General features: G+C 29.6%; 20 protein-coding genes. 5 read left to right on the top strand and 15 right to left on the bottom strand.

Annotation, left to right across the window (positions count from 1 at the left end; translation table 11 throughout):
• The first annotated feature begins 4 nt into the window (after positions 1–4).
• Positions 5–514 (top strand): hypothetical protein, encoded by a 510-nt coding sequence (locus tag CEE44_03325; GenBank protein ID TKJ17540.1) that lies wholly within the window; start codon positions 5–7, stop codon positions 512–514.
• Here CEE44_03325 and CEE44_03330 read toward each other — a convergent pair.
• Complete coding sequence (locus tag CEE44_03330; protein TKJ17541.1) at positions 509–1,261, bottom strand: Nif3-like dinuclear metal center hexameric protein; 753 nt, start codon at positions 1,259–1,261, stop codon at positions 509–511. The genes CEE44_03325 and CEE44_03330 overlap by 6 nt on opposite strands.
• 6 nt (positions 1,262–1,267) lie before the next feature.
• On the opposite strand from CEE44_03330, the gene CEE44_03335 reads away from it, so the two are divergent.
• A complete protein-coding gene (locus CEE44_03335) occupies positions 1,268–1,732 on the top strand; it encodes a hypothetical protein (GenBank protein TKJ17542.1) in 465 nt (154 codons plus the stop codon).
• Here CEE44_03335 and CEE44_03340 read toward each other — a convergent pair.
• The 5 genes from CEE44_03340 to CEE44_03360 all read right to left on the bottom strand — a co-directional run bounded on the left by CEE44_03340 (position 1,716) and on the right by CEE44_03360 (position 7,543).
• On the bottom strand, positions 1,716–4,544 hold the full coding sequence (locus CEE44_03340) for an AAA family ATPase (protein ID TKJ17543.1): 2,829 nt from the start codon (positions 4,542–4,544) through the stop codon (positions 1,716–1,718). The two genes, CEE44_03335 and CEE44_03340, sit on opposite strands and share 17 nt — an antisense overlap.
• A gap of 52 nt (positions 4,545–4,596) precedes the next feature.
• Positions 4,597–5,001 carry a hypothetical protein gene (locus CEE44_03345; protein TKJ17544.1) on the bottom strand — a complete coding sequence of 135 codons (405 nt, stop codon included), beginning with the start codon at positions 4,999–5,001 and terminating at the stop codon, positions 4,597–4,599.
• Between the two features lie 71 nt (positions 5,002–5,072).
• Complete coding sequence (locus tag CEE44_03350; protein TKJ17545.1) at positions 5,073–6,071, bottom strand: hydroxyacid dehydrogenase; 999 nt, start codon at positions 6,069–6,071, stop codon at positions 5,073–5,075.
• A gap of 43 nt (positions 6,072–6,114) precedes the next feature.
• Positions 6,115–7,281 carry an ATPase gene (locus CEE44_03355; GenBank protein TKJ17546.1) on the bottom strand — a complete coding sequence of 389 codons (1,167 nt, stop codon included), beginning with the start codon at positions 7,279–7,281 and terminating at the stop codon, positions 6,115–6,117.
• The gene (locus CEE44_03360; GenBank protein ID TKJ17547.1) at positions 7,259–7,543 is read right to left on the bottom strand and encodes a transcriptional regulator; all 285 of its coding nucleotides are present in this window, start codon (positions 7,541–7,543) and stop codon (positions 7,259–7,261) included. The genes CEE44_03355 and CEE44_03360 overlap by 23 nt, the downstream gene beginning before the upstream one ends.
• Positions 7,544–7,628: 85 nt before the next feature.
• On the opposite strand from CEE44_03360, the gene CEE44_03365 reads away from it, so the two are divergent.
• From CEE44_03365 to thiI, 3 genes are all read left to right on the top strand, one after another.
• Complete coding sequence (locus tag CEE44_03365) at positions 7,629–8,207, top strand: propanediol utilization protein (protein ID TKJ17548.1); 579 nt, start codon at positions 7,629–7,631, stop codon at positions 8,205–8,207.
• Positions 8,208–8,267: 60 nt separating this feature from the next.
• Positions 8,268–8,531, top strand: a complete 264-nt coding sequence (locus CEE44_03370; GenBank protein ID TKJ17549.1) for a hypothetical protein — start codon at positions 8,268–8,270, stop codon at positions 8,529–8,531.
• Between the two features lie 77 nt (positions 8,532–8,608).
• Positions 8,609–9,769: a tRNA 4-thiouridine(8) synthase ThiI gene (gene thiI / locus CEE44_03375; GenBank protein ID TKJ17550.1), complete on the top strand. Its 1,161-nt coding sequence runs from the start codon at positions 8,609–8,611 to the stop codon at positions 9,767–9,769.
• Positions 9,770–9,816: 47 nt separating this feature from the next.
• Here thiI and CEE44_03380 read toward each other — a convergent pair whose 3' ends face one another.
• The 9 genes from CEE44_03380 to CEE44_03420 all read right to left on the bottom strand — a co-directional run bounded on the left by CEE44_03380 (position 9,817) and on the right by CEE44_03420 (position 15,605).
• Positions 9,817–10,149, bottom strand: coding sequence for a hypothetical protein (locus tag CEE44_03380; protein TKJ17551.1), 333 nt, complete (start codon positions 10,147–10,149; stop codon positions 9,817–9,819).
• A 63-nt stretch (positions 10,150–10,212) separates the two neighbouring features.
• A complete protein-coding gene (locus tag CEE44_03385) occupies positions 10,213–11,415 on the bottom strand; it encodes a selenocysteine lyase (protein ID TKJ17552.1) in 1,203 nt (400 codons plus the stop codon).
• Positions 11,412–12,329, bottom strand: a complete 918-nt coding sequence (locus CEE44_03390; GenBank protein TKJ17553.1) for a hypothetical protein — start codon at positions 12,327–12,329, stop codon at positions 11,412–11,414. The genes CEE44_03385 and CEE44_03390 overlap by 4 nt, the downstream gene beginning before the upstream one ends.
• 57 nt (positions 12,330–12,386) lie before the next feature.
• Positions 12,387–12,872: a hypothetical protein gene (locus CEE44_03395; protein TKJ17554.1), complete on the bottom strand. Its 486-nt coding sequence runs from the start codon at positions 12,870–12,872 to the stop codon at positions 12,387–12,389.
• A gap of 54 nt (positions 12,873–12,926) precedes the next feature.
• The gene (locus CEE44_03400) at positions 12,927–13,244 is read right to left on the bottom strand and encodes a cupin (GenBank protein TKJ17555.1); all 318 of its coding nucleotides are present in this window, start codon (positions 13,242–13,244) and stop codon (positions 12,927–12,929) included.
• A gap of 147 nt (positions 13,245–13,391) precedes the next feature.
• Positions 13,392–13,778 carry a desulfoferrodoxin gene (locus tag CEE44_03405; protein TKJ17556.1) on the bottom strand — a complete coding sequence of 129 codons (387 nt, stop codon included), beginning with the start codon at positions 13,776–13,778 and terminating at the stop codon, positions 13,392–13,394.
• A gap of 12 nt (positions 13,779–13,790) precedes the next feature.
• Entirely contained in the window at positions 13,791–14,696 is a 906-nt protein-coding gene (locus CEE44_03410; protein ID TKJ17557.1) for a thioredoxin-disulfide reductase, read from the bottom strand.
• Between the two features lies 1 nt (position 14,697).
• Entirely contained in the window at positions 14,698–14,931 is a 234-nt protein-coding gene (locus CEE44_03415) for an NrdH-redoxin (protein ID TKJ17558.1), read from the bottom strand.
• 128 nt (positions 14,932–15,059) lie between these two features.
• Positions 15,060–15,605 (bottom strand): rubrerythrin, encoded by a 546-nt coding sequence (locus tag CEE44_03420; GenBank protein TKJ17559.1) that lies wholly within the window; start codon positions 15,603–15,605, stop codon positions 15,060–15,062.
• Between the last annotated feature and the right edge of the window lie 40 nt (positions 15,606–15,645).

Raw genomic sequence — 15,645 nt, forward strand, 5'->3', positions numbered from 1 at the left:
TCTAATGAATTTCATATCTAAATCAAAAACATTTGATTATAAAACCAAAAAAAGACTGGATTTCATCACAATTACTTCTAATATTGAAGATTTTATTAAAGAATCCAATATTGATTCTGGTTTTGTTGTTATTCAAACACACCACACAACATGCAGCGTGTGGGTTAATGAAAACGAAAAAAAACTAATAGGAGAAAAAGGAGACCTTCAAAAAATTTTAGACAATTTTGCAGATCCTAATGCCGAATATGGTCATAATGATATAAAAGATTCTAATAATCCAAATGGAAAACGCAATACACATTTATGCGAACCAGATTCTTGTGGAATCATTTCTGAATGTAAAAATGGCCATGCACACTCCCAAGGAATGATCTTACCTTGTTCAATAATATTAATCATAAAAGACGGCAAACTTGCTAAAGGAAGATGGCAGGAGATTATGTTAGTAGAACTAGATCATAATAGAGAAAGAAAAGTTACAGTTTTAGTCCAAGGATCAGAAAAATCATAAATCTGCTTTATTATCTATAAATACAGTCTGTACATTAAATCTTTCTTTTATAAAGGGTATCAATAACTTCAAACCAACAGTTTCTGTTGCATAATGCCCTCCAACAATCATACTTAATTTATAATCTCTAGCTCTATTATATTCACCTAAATTAATTTCTCCAACTAAAAAACAATCTAACTTTTCTTTTACATTATCTTCTATTGATGCTGCTCCTGCACCAGAAACAATACCAATTGATTTTATTTTTGTTTTTCCAAAAGAAAAAATTCTACACTTTGTTTTCAATTCTTTGTTTAATATATCTGAAATTTGATTAAGGGTTTTAGGTTTATCAAATATACCTTTATAACCTATCTTAAAACCATGATAAGAACCAAATCTTTTTATTTTACTTAACTCTAAAATTTTAGCTAATCCAATATTATGCCCATATTTATGATTTCTATCTAAAGGCAAATGTGCCCCATATAAAGAAATTTTATTTTTTTTAAGAAAATTTTCTCTATCTTTAGTCAATTTTATATATTTTTGAGGTTTCCACTTAATCCCATGATGAACAATCAATAAATCAACTTTAGCTTTTTTCGCTTTTTCAAAAGTAGACAAACAACCATCAACTGCAAATCCAATTTTTTTAACTTCAGATTTACATTTAACCTGTAAACCATTCCTCGAACTATCTGATATTCTCTTAACTTCTAATTCTCTATCAAGAAATCTCTTTATTTGAGTTAATTTTGCCATAAATAAATGATAGAACAAAACTTTATAAACTTTAACATTTTCACCAGATTTATGGAAAATAAAAAACACATTGTTGCTATTAATGCTTTTATTAAAAGCAAATCAGGAGATAAATTCTTGATAGTTAAAAGGAATAAAGATGAGATTGCTTATCCAGGAAAATGGGTTTTTCCTGGTGGAAAATCTGAAAAAGGTGAAACAATTATGGATGTTCTTAAAAGAGAGGTACTAGAAGAAGTAGGTTTAGAAATAGAGGACAACAAAAGATACATAAAAGATTTTACTTTTGTAAGACCCGATGGTCACAATGTTATTGGTTTTTGCTTTGAAATTAAATCTAAATCAGATGATGTTAAACTTTCAAATGATTTTGAAGACTTCAAATGGATAACACCAGAAGAACTTTCTAATTTTGACCATATTAAAGGCATGGAAAAAGAAGTTGAAATTGTATTTAACCAAAATAACTAGGAGACTCTTCTTCCATCTGTTTAGCTGTTGAAGATTTCAAACTATCTTTAAGCTCTTCATACTTTTTTTCAATATTTTTTGTTACAGAAGGACCAATTTCTTTTAAAGCATTCTCAAAATTTGCCATTGTAACTTCCTTTGAATTCATATCTTTTCTCAAAGCATTTATTGCTGCCTCTCTACATAAAGCTTCTATATCAGAACCAGTATAACCCTCTGTTCTCTCAACTAACTTTTTAATATCAACACCTTCTAAAGGCATCCCTTTTGTATGAACCTTAAATATTTCTTCTCTTGTTTTTTTATCAGGTATTGGAATTAATATCAATCTATCAAATCTTCCTGGCCTTAACAAAGCAGAATCAATTATATCTGGCCGGTTTGTAGCAGCTAAAACAACAACATCATTTAATGTTTCCAATCCATCTAACTCAGTTAAAATCTGATTTACAACAGATTCAATTACATGACTCCCTTGATTAACCCCCCTTCTTGGTGCTAATGCATCAATTTCATCAAAGAAAATAATTGTAGGGGCGGTTTGCCTGGCCTTTTTGAAAATCTCTCTAACAGCTTTTTCTGATTCACCAACCCACTTTGACAATAATTCAGGACCCTTAACAAGTATAAAATTAGCTTTACTCTCTGTTGCAACAGCTTTAGCTAGTAAAGTTTTACCAGTTCCAGGAGCACCATAAAGCAAAATACCTCTTGGAGGAGTTATTCCCATCTTTTTGAAATCTTTTGGATTTTTAAGAGGCCATTCAACAGCTTCTTCTAAACTCTCTTTTGCTTTATCCAATCCACCAATATCCTCCCATTTTACATTTGGTTTTTCTATTAATACCTCCCTCAATGCAGAAGGTCTAACCATCTTTAATGCTTCCCTAAACTCTTTTTGAGTTACTACTAATTTTTCCAAAACATCTTTCGAAAGCGATTGATTATCTTTTAATTTTAAATCAGGAAGAACCTTTCTTAAAACAACCATAGCAGATTCTTTTGCCAATGCTTCTAAATCAGCACCAACAAAACCATATGTTATATCAGCCATATTTTCTAAATCTCTTGGAATTCCATTCTGCCTTATAGATTGATAAAATTCTTTATTTACTACTTTCAATTCTATTAAATCAGTAATAATTAATTGTACTTCTTCTGATACTTTCCATTTCTTTAGTTCAATAAATATATTTCTTTCATCTTTTTCTTTTTCACTCCATATCTCTTTAATATGTTCGATAGATTTTATAGAATCAATACTATCATTAAGGAGACTTTTTTTCTTTTCTAACAATTTCTTAGTTTCATCTATTTTCTTAATACTTCTTTCTAATTTAACCAACTCTTTCTCTAAGTCTTTTTGTTCATTATTCTTAGAATCAATTTTTTTATTAACTTGACTTATCAAATTTAAAGTCTGTCCAACAAGAGATGCATCTCTCCCTTTCTTCATCTCCTCTAACTCTTTTAATTTAGTTTGAAGTTTTTTTATATCAGATTTAGTATCTAAAATTCTATTTTTATTCAACTCAACCTCTTTATTTAATCCATCAAATCTTTCATCTATCTTTTTAATCAATCCTTTTGCAGCAATATCGCTGTAGAAAGATCCTTCCAAAGGCATGTTTCTTGTATGAATTTTTAATATATTCAAACGCCCTTTTTTATTAGGAACATTAATTGAAATTTCCCTATCAAACCTTCCAGGCCTTCTTAAAGCAGGATCTATTGAATTAGGAATATTTGTTGCAGCAATTACAACAACCTTGCCTCTTGATTTCAGACCATCCATTAAAGCAAGCAACTGAGCAACAACCCTTCTCTCAACCTCTCCTTTGCTTTCCTCTCTTTTAGGAGCCAATGAATCAATCTCATCAATAAATATTATAGAAGGCGCATTCTTTTCAGCCTCTTCAAAGAATTTACGTAAATTCTGTTCAGATTCTCCATAAAACTTTGACATAATCTCGGGACCATTTATAACAGCAAAATGAGTATCAGATTCGTTTGCAACAGCTTTAGCTAGCAAAGTCTTACCAGTCCCAGGAGGACCATGCAATAAAACCCCTTTTGGAGGTTCAATCCCCAATTTATCAAATATCTCAGGATATTTTAATGGCAACTCTACCATCTCTCTTATTTTTTTAATCTCATTATTTAATCCACCAATATCTTCATAATTAACATCCGAAACAATTTCTTCTTTGACTTCTACAGCTTCAGGATTAAGAACTATTTCAGTAGATTCAGTTATTATAACAGCATCTTTGGGATTAGTATCAACAACAACAAATTTTAGGTCACCAAAACCAAAACCAACATTAAAGCTATCTTCAAGAAAGCCCTTAAACACATCATCAAAAAAAGGATTATCTGGATTATCAGCCATTGCAGTACGTCTCCTTTTTGTACCACCCATAGATATAATATCTCCTTTAATAACGGCTCTACCGAGTAATCCTTGTTTAAAAGAATTAGAAGATGCCTTTACAATAACCCCTTTTCTAGACGGCGCTATTGTAATTTTCTTTGCTTCTTTTATTTCAGCCTTTTTTATCCCAACCAATTCACCAATACCTGTCTTGGCGTTTTTTCTTATAATTCCATCCATCCGTATTATATTAAGACCAATATCTCCTGGATAAGCTCTATCAGCAACAGCAACAGTCTTTCTATCACCATTTATTTCAATAATATCACCTGGCTTTATTCCAGTCTCTTTCATAAAATTAGAATCAATTCTGACTATACCTTTCTCTACATCATCTGCTACAGCTTCTACAACTTTTAATTTTATTTCTTTGCTCATAAAAGCCCCATCTATTAACCTAATAGAATAATATTAAATAAAACTTTCGTTTTTATTTTGTTGTCTTAACTTTAGGCATGTTCAGGGTTGGTGGTAATCCAACCTCTCTACCGACAATTAATGCTTCTACATTACATTTTGTAAGCAAACTGTTCATTACCTGAGACAAAACATCATCTGGAAGTTTCTTATCTTTTTTCCATTGATTAAGAATTTCTTCTAATTTCTTTTGTTGGTCAACAATTATTGTCTCTCCTTCAATCATTATAGATCCTATATTTGGATTATAATCAGCATTAAATTTAAATTCAATTCTTACAGATTCCTGACCAGATAATTTAAAATCATGTTTTTTAACATCAGTCACAACGATATTGTTATTTATATTAATCTTTCCACTTATTGCAGCTTTTCTTTCAGCATTTATTTTTGTAAAGTTTATTCCTAAAACAGGCATTATTATCACCAAAATCAGAATTTCGTAGGGGTATTTAAAGTTTTTTATTATTCACTAGAATATCTTATATTCTATTTAACAATATTTATTGGTTTTTTACTAGAAAAAGATTTTATATTATCTATTGTTGTATCCAATATCCTCATTAAAGCCTCTCTGCTATTAAATGCATTATGTGGGGTAAACACAACATCCTCCATTCTAAATATCTTATGATTTCTTACAATTGTTCTCCACTTATCGACATTCCCAGTCTCATGAAGCAATTGTTTTTCTTCTTTAATCAACTCTTCACCTTCAATAACATCTAAACCAGCGCCACCTAATATTTTATTTTCTAAAGCAAATAATAAAGCATTTGTATCAATCAACCCCCCTCTGGATGTATTTATTAAAATAGCCCCTTTTTTCATCAACTTAATATTTTTTTTGTTTATCAAATGATGTGTATTTTTATTATATGGCACATGCAATGAAACAATATCAGATTTTTTCAACAATTCATTTAAACTAACATAATAAAAACCAAGCTTCTTAGATAATTTTAAATCTTTATTCACATCATAAACCAGAACATTCATCTCAAAACCATTTGCAATCCTTATAACATGTATACCAATATGACCAGCACCAACAACCCCTATTGTTTTTCCTTTCAAATCAAAACCAGTCATACCTTCAATAGAAAAATCATCTTTCAATGTTCTAACATACAATTTATGTATGTACCTAGACAAAGCCAATATTAACCCAAAAGTATGCTCTGCTACAGTGTTTTCTCCATAAAATGGAACATTACATACTATTATCTTTCTTTTTTTACACTCTTTTACATCAACATGATCAAACCCAGTAGATCTTGTTGTAATTATCTTTAATTTAGGAAGTTTATTCAATATCTTTGAACCAATCTTAGAATAAATAAAAACAGAAATTGATTGACAATCTTCTATCTTGGATATATTTGAATTACCTAATGGTTCTTCAAAAAATTTTAAACTATGCTTACTTAATTTCCTCTTTAAATACTTTTCTTCCCAGGGCTTTACCCCAAAAAACGCTATTTTCATAAATATAATCTATAATTTGAATTATATAAGTTTTATGTTTATTCTATAATAATAAATTAAACAAATAACCCAAGATAAAAATTTGAGGTATAGTTATAACAGGTAACCATAAAGCAGTCTTTTTCCCAATATTACTCCAAATTAATCCAATCTCTGTATAATCTGTAGCAACACCAGCCATTAAGAATGTAAAGCTATTTCCAAAAGCACCAGTCTGATTAAATATCTCAAAAGCCAAGAAAGAGCTTCCTTCTGAACAAACTTCAATAATAGTTGCAAAAATTAGAGTTATAGCTAATCCTATTAATGTTGGTCCCATAAACTTCATAAAGAATTCATGAGGAACATATGTTCTTACAAAAGCAGCTAATATCATTCCAATAAGAATCCACCAAACAACCATTTTAGCCAAAGCCCATGAACCTTTTAATACTCCTGTGATATCTTTTGATGAAAATTTATGATTTTCGAACCTTTTTTTCATATCCTTTTTTATTGAAAATTTTCCATCTGTTTTTACACTATTAGGATTTTTTTCTATCTTACCTTTTCTATCTAATAACTGATAAACAAATCCAGTTATTATACCAATAACTATTGCAGACACAACCAAATATAATGCCTTTAAACCAAAAAATCCAAAAAGCAAGACTGTTATTGGCAGATTAGCCCATGGTGAAGCTAATAAAAAAGCAATTACAGAAGCAGTAGAAGCCCCTTTTTTATATAATTGAATAGCAATAGCAAGTATTCCATGACTACACGCGCTCATTAAAAACCCAAAACCAACAGCATAAAAAATAGACCTTTTCTTATGAGTAGCCAAAAACTTTGATATATATTCTCTTGGAATTAAATGATCAATTATTCCACCAACAAACAACCCAAGAAGGATTGCCCACCAAATCAATTTAAAATAATCTATAAATGAATCATATAATTTACTTAACGCAGGAATTAAATAACTTATTAAAATCAAAGCAATTGTTATTAACCCAACAACATAAAGCCTTTCTTTATACCAGGGCTTATGCCCACCTTTAATATCACAACTCAAACAACGTTTTATCTTGTTTTGCTTTTCATACTTTTCAATACAGCGATGACTACAAAAATAATGGCCATGTGCTTTAATATGGCCTTTCATCCCACAAATTGGATCTGTTTTATCTGGTTTCATCTTATATTTATTTGAAATGTTTAAAAGCATCCTTTAATATACACCAACAAAATTTATCTGATAAATGAAAATATTTTTCTCTCCCTTTTTTTTCATAAACGACAATTCCCAAAAGAGAAAGATGTTTTAATTGATGTGAAATAGCAGACAAAGTTAGTTTTTTATCCCCTACACTTTTATGAATCTCTCCTACTGTTTTATCTTTTTCCATCAAAATTCCTAATATCTTAAGTCTTGTCTCATCAGACAACGCTGAAAAAAAATCTACTACTTTTCTATTAATTTGTTGCATATTATAATTGAATACATGCTCAACTATTTAAATGTTCCTGTTTTATATAGAAAGGCTTATAAAATTCTAAAACATTAAAAATAAAATGACTAAAAAATATATAATACCAATAGAGATATCAAGCAAACATATCCATCTTTCTCAAAAACATTTAAACAAACTATTTGGAAAAGGATACGAACTAACAGAATTAAGATATCTTAGTCAGCCAGGAGAATTTGTTGCAAAAGAAACAGTAGAACTAATAAATGAGAAAAACAAAATAATCCTAAAAATTGTTGGTCCTGTGAGGAAAAAGACACAAGTTGAACTATCTTTTACAGATATGATCAAACTTGGATTAAGAGATTTACAACTAAGACACTCAGGAGATATTATAAAATCTCCAGAATTAAAAATTAAAGGACTAAAAGAAACAATTAAAATAAAAGAAGGAGTAATGATTGCAAGAAGACATTTGCATTGTACTCCAGAAGACGCAAAAGAATTAGGCATTAAAGATAAAGAAGAAGTTAGTATTTCTATAAAAGGAGAAAGACCAGCCATATTCAAAGATATAAGTGTAAGGGTTTCTCCTAAATATAAATTAGCAGTTCACCTAGATAGAGATGAAGGAAACGCGGTTTGGATAGATTCAGTAGGAGAAGGAAGATTAGTGAAATAAAACATACACTAATATGACTACAGAATAGATATCTATGATGGGAGAAAAAGGGTCAGAGTAATGCTTGATGCTAATGAGGATGGAATTCTAGGGCATCATAAAAACGATAGATATTTTGTCTATGTACCAGAAGGAAGAGGACTTAGAACATATGCTGAGGAGTTTGTGATTGATGAATATAGTAAGAAATTTGAAAAATCAGATAAAAAAAATCCTATTGCAACAAGAGCCATCGAAGCTGGAAAAAAACAATTAGCAGAAGGAACACAACTCTTTCAATCAGTAGTAGAAAAGCTGAGTGTGGATTTAGAAGGAAGATTATAATAATTTCTTTTTTTAATTATTTTTATATAAACTAAATTACAGAAAGGTTTAAAAAAAGCTTAGATTATTCTTTATGTATGATTAAAAATAAATTTGATAGTATTGTCATACATTATGATGAAATAGGATTAAAAGGAAAAAATAGAGGCCATTTTGAAAGACTTCTAATTAATAATATTAAGAAAAAAACAGGAAAACTTGTAAAATCAATCAAAAGAGAAGTTGGACAAATCACTTTAACAATTGATGGGGAAAATTATTCAAAACTAAAAGATATTCTTTCAAAAATTCCAGGTATTGCTTATTTTTCTTTTGCAAAAAAAGCAAGTTTAGATTTTAAAAAACTAAAAAAAGAAGTTATTGATTTCCTGAAAGAAACAACTTTCTCAACATTTAAGGTAGACACACACCGCCACGATAAACAATACAAACTAAACTCTATGAAAATAAACGAATTACTAGGAGAAGCAATAATAAATGCTTATAATAAAAAAGTAAAACTAACAAATCCAGATTTAATATTAAAAATAGAAATTTCACATAAAACAACATATATTTCTTATGAATCTATTGAAGGGGTTGGTGGACTTCCAACAAATCCAAATCAAAAAGTTGTTGCATTATTATCAGGAGGGTTTGATAGCCCAGTTGCATCATATCTTATGATGAAAAGGGGTTGCCAAGTAATCTTAGTTCATTTTCAAAACAAAAACCAAGCAACTTCTGCAGTTGAAAATAAAATAATTGAATTATCCAAACAACTATCCAAATTTCAAACAAAAACACTACTTTACATAATTCCTTTTGAAAAACTTCAAAAAGAAATTATTAAAAAAACAAAAGCAGAAACAAGAATGGTCATTTATAGAAGATTTATGTTAAGGATAGCATCTAAAATAGCAGAAGCAAACAAAGCCAAATTTTTAGTTGTTGGAGATAGCTTATCACAAGTAGCTTCACAAACAATAGAAAACCTAAATGCAACATATCATGCATCAAATAAAAACATATTTTCACCATTAATTGGACTGAATAAAAGGGAGATAATAGATATCGCCAAGAAAATTGAAACATATAATATCTCAGCACAACCCTATCCAGATTGCTGCACTTATTTCCTACCAAAACACCCTATACTTAAATCAGATATAAACACTTTAAAAAAAATCGAATCCGGATTTGATATCAAAACATTAGTAGAGAATGCTATTAAGAATGAAGAAATAAAAAAATTCTGAATTATTTCTTGGTTTTATGTTTAAATAAACCCCCCCCAATAATTATATTATTTCTTTTTATGTTTGACTAACCAATTATGAGTCAACCAAAAAATTACTGAAAATATAAATACAGCCACTGCGAAATAAAATAATTTATAAAAACCCCAACTAAACATTCCAGTACTTGCCATTCCACATACCATATTCCCTCCTCCTATTTTATTTTTAAATGAAGAATGGTCCATCATTCCACAACCATCTTTCATCATTTCTCCCATATGCTGGTCATAAGAATTCCCAGTCTCTGTTGTTCCTTCAAACATCCCTTCTCCATGAGCTAAAACCAAACTTAAACTCAACAAAAGAAGAGCAACTAAACTAAATATTGTTTTTTTCATATTACCACCTCTTATTTTTCTTTGTTTAAATAACTTATAATTTCCTAAATGATACAACAAACACTATAAATTTAATATTTTTTTAACCTCATCTATGAATGTTCTAACTTCTTCTTCAGTATTGTATAAATATAAAGATGCTCTTACGCTCCCTTTCATATTATGTTTATTAAACCAACTATGTACACAATGTGCTCCACTTCTTGTCATTATATTCTTTGATTTATCTAACATCCTTGAAATATGGTGCATATCCTTTCCTTTTATATTAAAAGAGAAGATTCCAGACCTTTTTTCAGCTTCTTTTGGTCCAATTAATTCTATCTTTTCATTATCTCCTAACTCTTCTGTAATCATTTTATTCAATTTTGTTTCATGCTCTGCTATTTTTTTTAATCCAATCTTTTTAAGATACCTACAAGCTTCTCCTAATCCAATTATTCCAGCATAATCCTGTAAACCTGCCTCAAATCTCATTGGGAGTTCTTCTTTTTTATAATCCTGATATGTTGAATCAGTTACTGTTTCCCCTCCAACAATAAACTGATCTAATTTTTCTAATAATTCTTTTTTCCCATACAAAACACCGGTTCCTGTAGGCCCAAGCATTTTGTGTCCTGAAAAAGCCATAAAATCAACATCGAGTTTTCTTACATCTAATTCTTTATGTGGCGCACTTTGTGCAGCATCCACTAACAATAAAGCATTATTCTGATGTGTTATTTGAGCAATCTCTTTTATAGGATTTTCAACACCATCTAAATTAGAAACATGAACAACAGATACTAATTTAGTATTTGAAGTAAAACGATTTTTAAAGTTTTCAAGATTAAATGTATTATCTTCATTACTGTCTACTACTACAATTTTTATTCCCTTTTCCTGTAACTTTAACCAGGGAAGCAAATTTGAATTATGTTCTTTGTCACTAATAATTACTTCATCTCCTTGTTTTAATCCAAAAGAATTTGCTACTAAATTCAACCCTTCTGTGGTGTTCCTTGTAAAAATTATTTCTGAATCATATTTAGCATTAATAAAATTCTTTACTTCATTCCGTGATTTAGCCACTTCTTCTTCAACTCTACTAGCCAGTTTATGAGAACTTCTTCCAGCACAACCAGGATATTCATTATAATACTCATTAATTTTAGATATCACTTGCTTTGGTTTTAGAGACATACACGCACTATCAAAATAAATTATTGATTTAGACAAAACTGGAAAATCTTCTCTAATTTTTTCAACATCATATTTGAAAATCATTTTAACTCTTTATTTATTATTTTTTTAAAGGTTTTAAATGGTTTTGGACCAACAATCTTTTGTTCATTTATGAAAAAAGTTGGAGTTCCAACCACACCAGCATGTAAACCCATTAGAGAATCACTATCAATCTCTTGTTTATACCTATCATCATAAACACACTCTTTAAATTGTTCTACCTCTAATTTAAGATTCGTTGCAATTGAAAAAAACGAATAATCATTTTTTATACTATCTTGTAAATCAAACAAAGCATTATGATATTCTACATATTTATCCTGTTCTTGAGCACAATTTACAGCCAAAGCAGCCCTATAACTTAAATTATGATGGGGTATGTAAAATGTTTTGAATTGAAAATTAACTCTACCCATATAATAATCAATAACTTCTTGAACTATTGGTTCTGCTTTTTTTGTATAAGGGCACATATAACATCCAAACTCTATTATAGTCAATTCTGCCATTTCTTCTCCTATTATAGGATCATCATCCTCAAGAGATGGATAAACTATTTCTGATTGAATTGTTATATCACCTTCTGATATCTTGCTGTTTTCACCAGTAAGGTCAAATATACAAAAATCAGTTGATTCTGGCCCATTACAATTCCCATAATTTACGTAATTATACAACCCACTTATACTTACATAAAAACTCCATAAAAATATAATTAAAACAATCCAAGATAAAATTTTATAATGTTTATAGACAAATTTTGCTGTTTTCGGAGAGTATCTAAGTACAGTTCCAGTAACATCAGATTTTATTTTATCATCTAGACCAGATCTACATTTTCTTAATGTTACAGTCCTAAACAAACAATCTAATGCATCTTTAGTTAATTTTCTATACTTAACACTAAATATACCAAGTACCGCAAAAATTGGTAATGCTACTAAACATAAAACCATTTTTATTCATATTAGGTAATATTGAAACCCTTTTTAAAGATAACTGTGAAACTAGTTTCACTTAAGAACTATAATATTAGTCATGCCTCTTCTCTTTCTTTCAAGAACTTTTTTGTTTTCCATCTTGTCAAGAAGCCTGGTTACATTTACTTTTGATAATCCTGTTTCTTTAATAATATCGCTTTGATACATTGAACCTTCTTTTCCTTTTATCATATTATATATATTCTTTTCTTCTTTATTCAATTTTGAAAGATTAACCTTTTTAAATTTAGAATCACTAGCTTCTGTTTTATTAAATACCAAATAAAATCCAACCACAAGAATAACAAAAGCTATACCAAACGCCCCAACAATCAACCACGAAGTATTGTTCTTATGCACAGGACATTCTTTCATATCCATGTCAGGAGTTTCAGAAACCAATTCACAAAGAAGAACTCCTCTTCTATCTATATCTATTTTTACAAATATAAGTACAACCATAAGAATTATAGAAAAACCAACTAAAGACCATCCAATATTCTTTTGATTGAACTCCATTTTCTTCAAAATATCATAATTTTTTTAATATTTAAATACTTCGTTTCTATATATTTAATTCGTCAACAATAACAATATTGCTAAATCTTCTTCTGCTTTTAAGGAATGAGGAGCATCCTTTGGCATAAAGATAAATATGTTTGGCTTCATTTCTATTTCTTTATCAAATAATTTAAATATACCTTTTCCCTTAATAACTTGTACAACCCCATTTTTTGTTGAAGTATGCTCATCTATATTAGTTCCTTTTGAAAGACACATTAAAGTATAATTATAACTATCTGATTTAGCTAAAACTTTACTAAAAATTCCCTCTTTTGGAAACCCCATAACTTCATTTAAATTTTTAAAAAACCCTTTATCTTCTTCCATTTATACCTCTTCTATTTTTATTGCATCAACAGGACAGATTTCTTTAGCTTCCTTATTACATCCAAGTTCTTCAACTTCTTTTTTTAGAATATTATAAATCCTATCAATATCAACTTTTTTCATCTTTAAATCTAGAATGCTTATTCTCTATTTACTTACCCATACTCCATGAAGATTACAAAATATTCTTGCTTTTAATCCATCTGTTTCAACTATACAACAAAAATCTGCTTCAGGTTTATCACCGGGTTTAAGTCTTTTCCCTATAATCACTTCACCATATTTAATTAATTGAACAAGGCCGATATAATGCCCATCTTCCATTGGATGAGGCACTGAACCAATCTTTACTTTTATGCCTTTATCTGTTTTTTCTATTACAGGAACATGTTTTTCCTGTCCTTCATCATTCGTTTTTTCTTCTAATAATATCATTTCCTGACCACAACACACAATAGCAGGATCTTTTGCTTCAATAACAGAAACAACATTTCCACACAACTCACATTTATAAATTCCATTTGCTTTTACCATATTTATCACCTTTTAATCTTTCTTTTTAGCCAAATATCTTGCAGCCTTAATTAGTGCCATACATCCCTGACCAGCAGCAATTACATACTGGTATTCATGGCCAGATGCACAATCTCCTGCTGCAAATATTCCAGGAACATTAGTGTTTGTCTGACAATCTATAGATATATGATTGTGTTCATCTAATTTAATAACATCTTCAAAATTTTCAGTATTTGGTATCCTTCCAATTTCTATAATAACTCCTTGAACATCTATTGTTTTTTCTTCACCATCTTGCTCATACTTAACTCCTGAAACAAAATTGTCACCTAAAATCTCTTTTGTTTCAACATTGAACAAAATTTCAACCTTAGAATTCTCTTTTACTCTTTCCTGAAGATATTCATGAGCTGTAAATTTATCTCCTCTAACTAAAAGATAAATTTTTGACACAATCTCTTTTAAAAAATCTACTGCTTCAAGCGCAGCATCCCCCCCGCCAATAATAACAACATCTTTTCCTGAAAACAAAGGACCATCACAAATAGAGCAATAAGTAACCCCTTTCTTAGCAAACTCTTCTTCTCCAGGAACACCAATTTTCCTAGGCCTAGCACCAGTTGCTATAATCACTGTTCTAGTTTCATACTCTTTTTTATCAGTTATAACCTTGAAATTTGAACCTAATTTTTCTATTTTCTTTACCGACTCTTTTATAATATTAACATTATTAAATTTCATCTGTTCTTCCATTACAGAACTAAACCCTACACCAGTTGTTTTAACTATTCCAGGATAATTCAATATTTCTCCACTTACCATAAACTGACCGCCAATATCAGAAGAAATAATCTCAAACTTCATCCTTTTTCTTGAAGCATAAATTGCTGAACTTAATCCAGCAATCCCTGCTCCAATTATTATTGAGTCATACATATTATTTTGCCAATTCTGCTTCTATTGCTTCTTTGTCAAAACCCACAATCACTTTTCCATTAATCTCTATTTGTGGAACACCCATCTGTCCGGATTTTTCCATCATCTCTTTTGCAGCTTCATGATCGACAGATACATCTATATCTTCATACTCAACTTTCTTCTCGTCTAAAAATTCTTTTATCTTCACGCACCATGGACATGTTGGTGTTGAATAAACTTTTATTTTTGTCATTTTCATTACCCCTAATCAATCTTTGATTTCCATTTCACATTTGCATGAATCTTCATCACATTTGCATACATTGCATACTTTTTTACTACCAAAATCAAAACATTCTTCTTTTTTCATTTTTAAACCTCTTAATTGCAGATTTCACATCCTTCTTTAAAACACATACACTCTGGTTCATAATATTCTCTAGGATGTTTGCATGCAGGACACTTTTCTGGCGGTTCTGTTCCTTCATGAATATAACCACACTTACTGCATTTCCATCTTATTGGTTTCTCTCTTTTAAACAAAGTTCCTTTCTCAACCATCTCTAATAATTTTTTATATCTCTCTTCATGCTCTTTTTCTACCTTTGCAATCTCTCCAAACAAATGCGCAGCTTCTTTATTCCCTTCTTCTTCAGCATCTTTCTTCATATTAGGATACATTTCAGTATTCTCATAATGTTCTCCTTCAATTGCTGCTTTAAGGTTTTCAGCAGTATCTCCAATACCTTTTAGAAGTTTAAACTCTTCTTTTGCGTGTTGTTTTTCATTATCTGCTGTCTCCTCAAATATCTTCGCAATATAATAATACCCTTGTTTCCTTGCAACCTTTGCAAAATATGTGTATTTGTTTCTTGCTTGACTCTCACCAGCAAAAGATGCTTTTAGATTTTCTTCTGTTTTAGACATATATATTACCCCTCCTTAGTTTTTATTTATATAATTTAAT

The sequence above is a fragment of the Candidatus Woesearchaeota archaeon B3_Woes genome, assembly GCA_005222965.1.
Taxonomy (GTDB): Archaea; Nanobdellota; Nanobdellia; order Woesearchaeales; family B3-WOES; genus B3-WOES.

Bases quoted from the DNA above. Each gene is read 5' to 3' on its own strand.
- thiI (TKJ17550.1), top strand. From the start codon at position 8,609: ATGATTAAAAATAAATTTGATAGTATTGTCATACATTATGATGAAATA.
- CEE44_03330 (TKJ17541.1), bottom strand. From the start codon at position 1,261: ATGGCAAAATTAACTCAAATAAAGAGATTTCTTGATAGAGAATTAGAA.
- CEE44_03345 (TKJ17544.1), bottom strand. From the start codon at position 5,001: ATGCCTGTTTTAGGAATAAACTTTACAAAAATAAATGCTGAAAGAAAA.
- CEE44_03380 (TKJ17551.1), bottom strand. From the start codon at position 10,149: ATGAAAAAAACAATATTTAGTTTAGTTGCTCTTCTTTTGTTGAGTTTA.
- CEE44_03400 (TKJ17555.1), bottom strand. From the start codon at position 13,244: ATGGAAGAAGATAAAGGGTTTTTTAAAAATTTAAATGAAGTTATGGGG.
- CEE44_03410 (TKJ17557.1), bottom strand. From the start codon at position 14,696: ATGTATGACTCAATAATAATTGGAGCAGGGATTGCTGGATTAAGTTCA.
- CEE44_03415 (TKJ17558.1), bottom strand. From the start codon at position 14,931: ATGACAAAAATAAAAGTTTATTCAACACCAACATGTCCATGGTGCGTG.
- CEE44_03360 (TKJ17547.1), bottom strand. From the start codon at position 7,543: ATGCAACAAATTAATAGAAAAGTAGTAGATTTTTTTTCAGCGTTGTCT.
- CEE44_03355 (TKJ17546.1), bottom strand. From the start codon at position 7,281: ATGCTTTTAAACATTTCAAATAAATATAAGATGAAACCAGATAAAACA.
- CEE44_03390 (TKJ17553.1), bottom strand. From the start codon at position 12,329: ATGGTTTTATGTTTAGTAGCATTACCAATTTTTGCGGTACTTGGTATA.
- CEE44_03420 (TKJ17559.1), bottom strand. From the start codon at position 15,605: ATGTCTAAAACAGAAGAAAATCTAAAAGCATCTTTTGCTGGTGAGAGT.
- CEE44_03385 (TKJ17552.1), bottom strand. From the start codon at position 11,415: ATGATTTTCAAATATGATGTTGAAAAAATTAGAGAAGATTTTCCAGTT.
- CEE44_03405 (TKJ17556.1), bottom strand. From the start codon at position 13,778: ATGGTAAAAGCAAATGGAATTTATAAATGTGAGTTGTGTGGAAATGTT.
- CEE44_03340 (TKJ17543.1), bottom strand. From the start codon at position 4,544: ATGAGCAAAGAAATAAAATTAAAAGTTGTAGAAGCTGTAGCAGATGAT.
- CEE44_03395 (TKJ17554.1), bottom strand. From the start codon at position 12,872: ATGGAGTTCAATCAAAAGAATATTGGATGGTCTTTAGTTGGTTTTTCT.
- CEE44_03325 (TKJ17540.1), top strand. From the start codon at position 5: ATGAATTTCATATCTAAATCAAAAACATTTGATTATAAAACCAAAAAA.
- CEE44_03370 (TKJ17549.1), top strand. From the start codon at position 8,268: ATGCTTGATGCTAATGAGGATGGAATTCTAGGGCATCATAAAAACGAT.
- CEE44_03335 (TKJ17542.1), top strand. From the start codon at position 1,268: ATGATAGAACAAAACTTTATAAACTTTAACATTTTCACCAGATTTATG.
- CEE44_03350 (TKJ17545.1), bottom strand. From the start codon at position 6,071: ATGAAAATAGCGTTTTTTGGGGTAAAGCCCTGGGAAGAAAAGTATTTA.
- CEE44_03365 (TKJ17548.1), top strand. From the start codon at position 7,629: ATGACTAAAAAATATATAATACCAATAGAGATATCAAGCAAACATATC.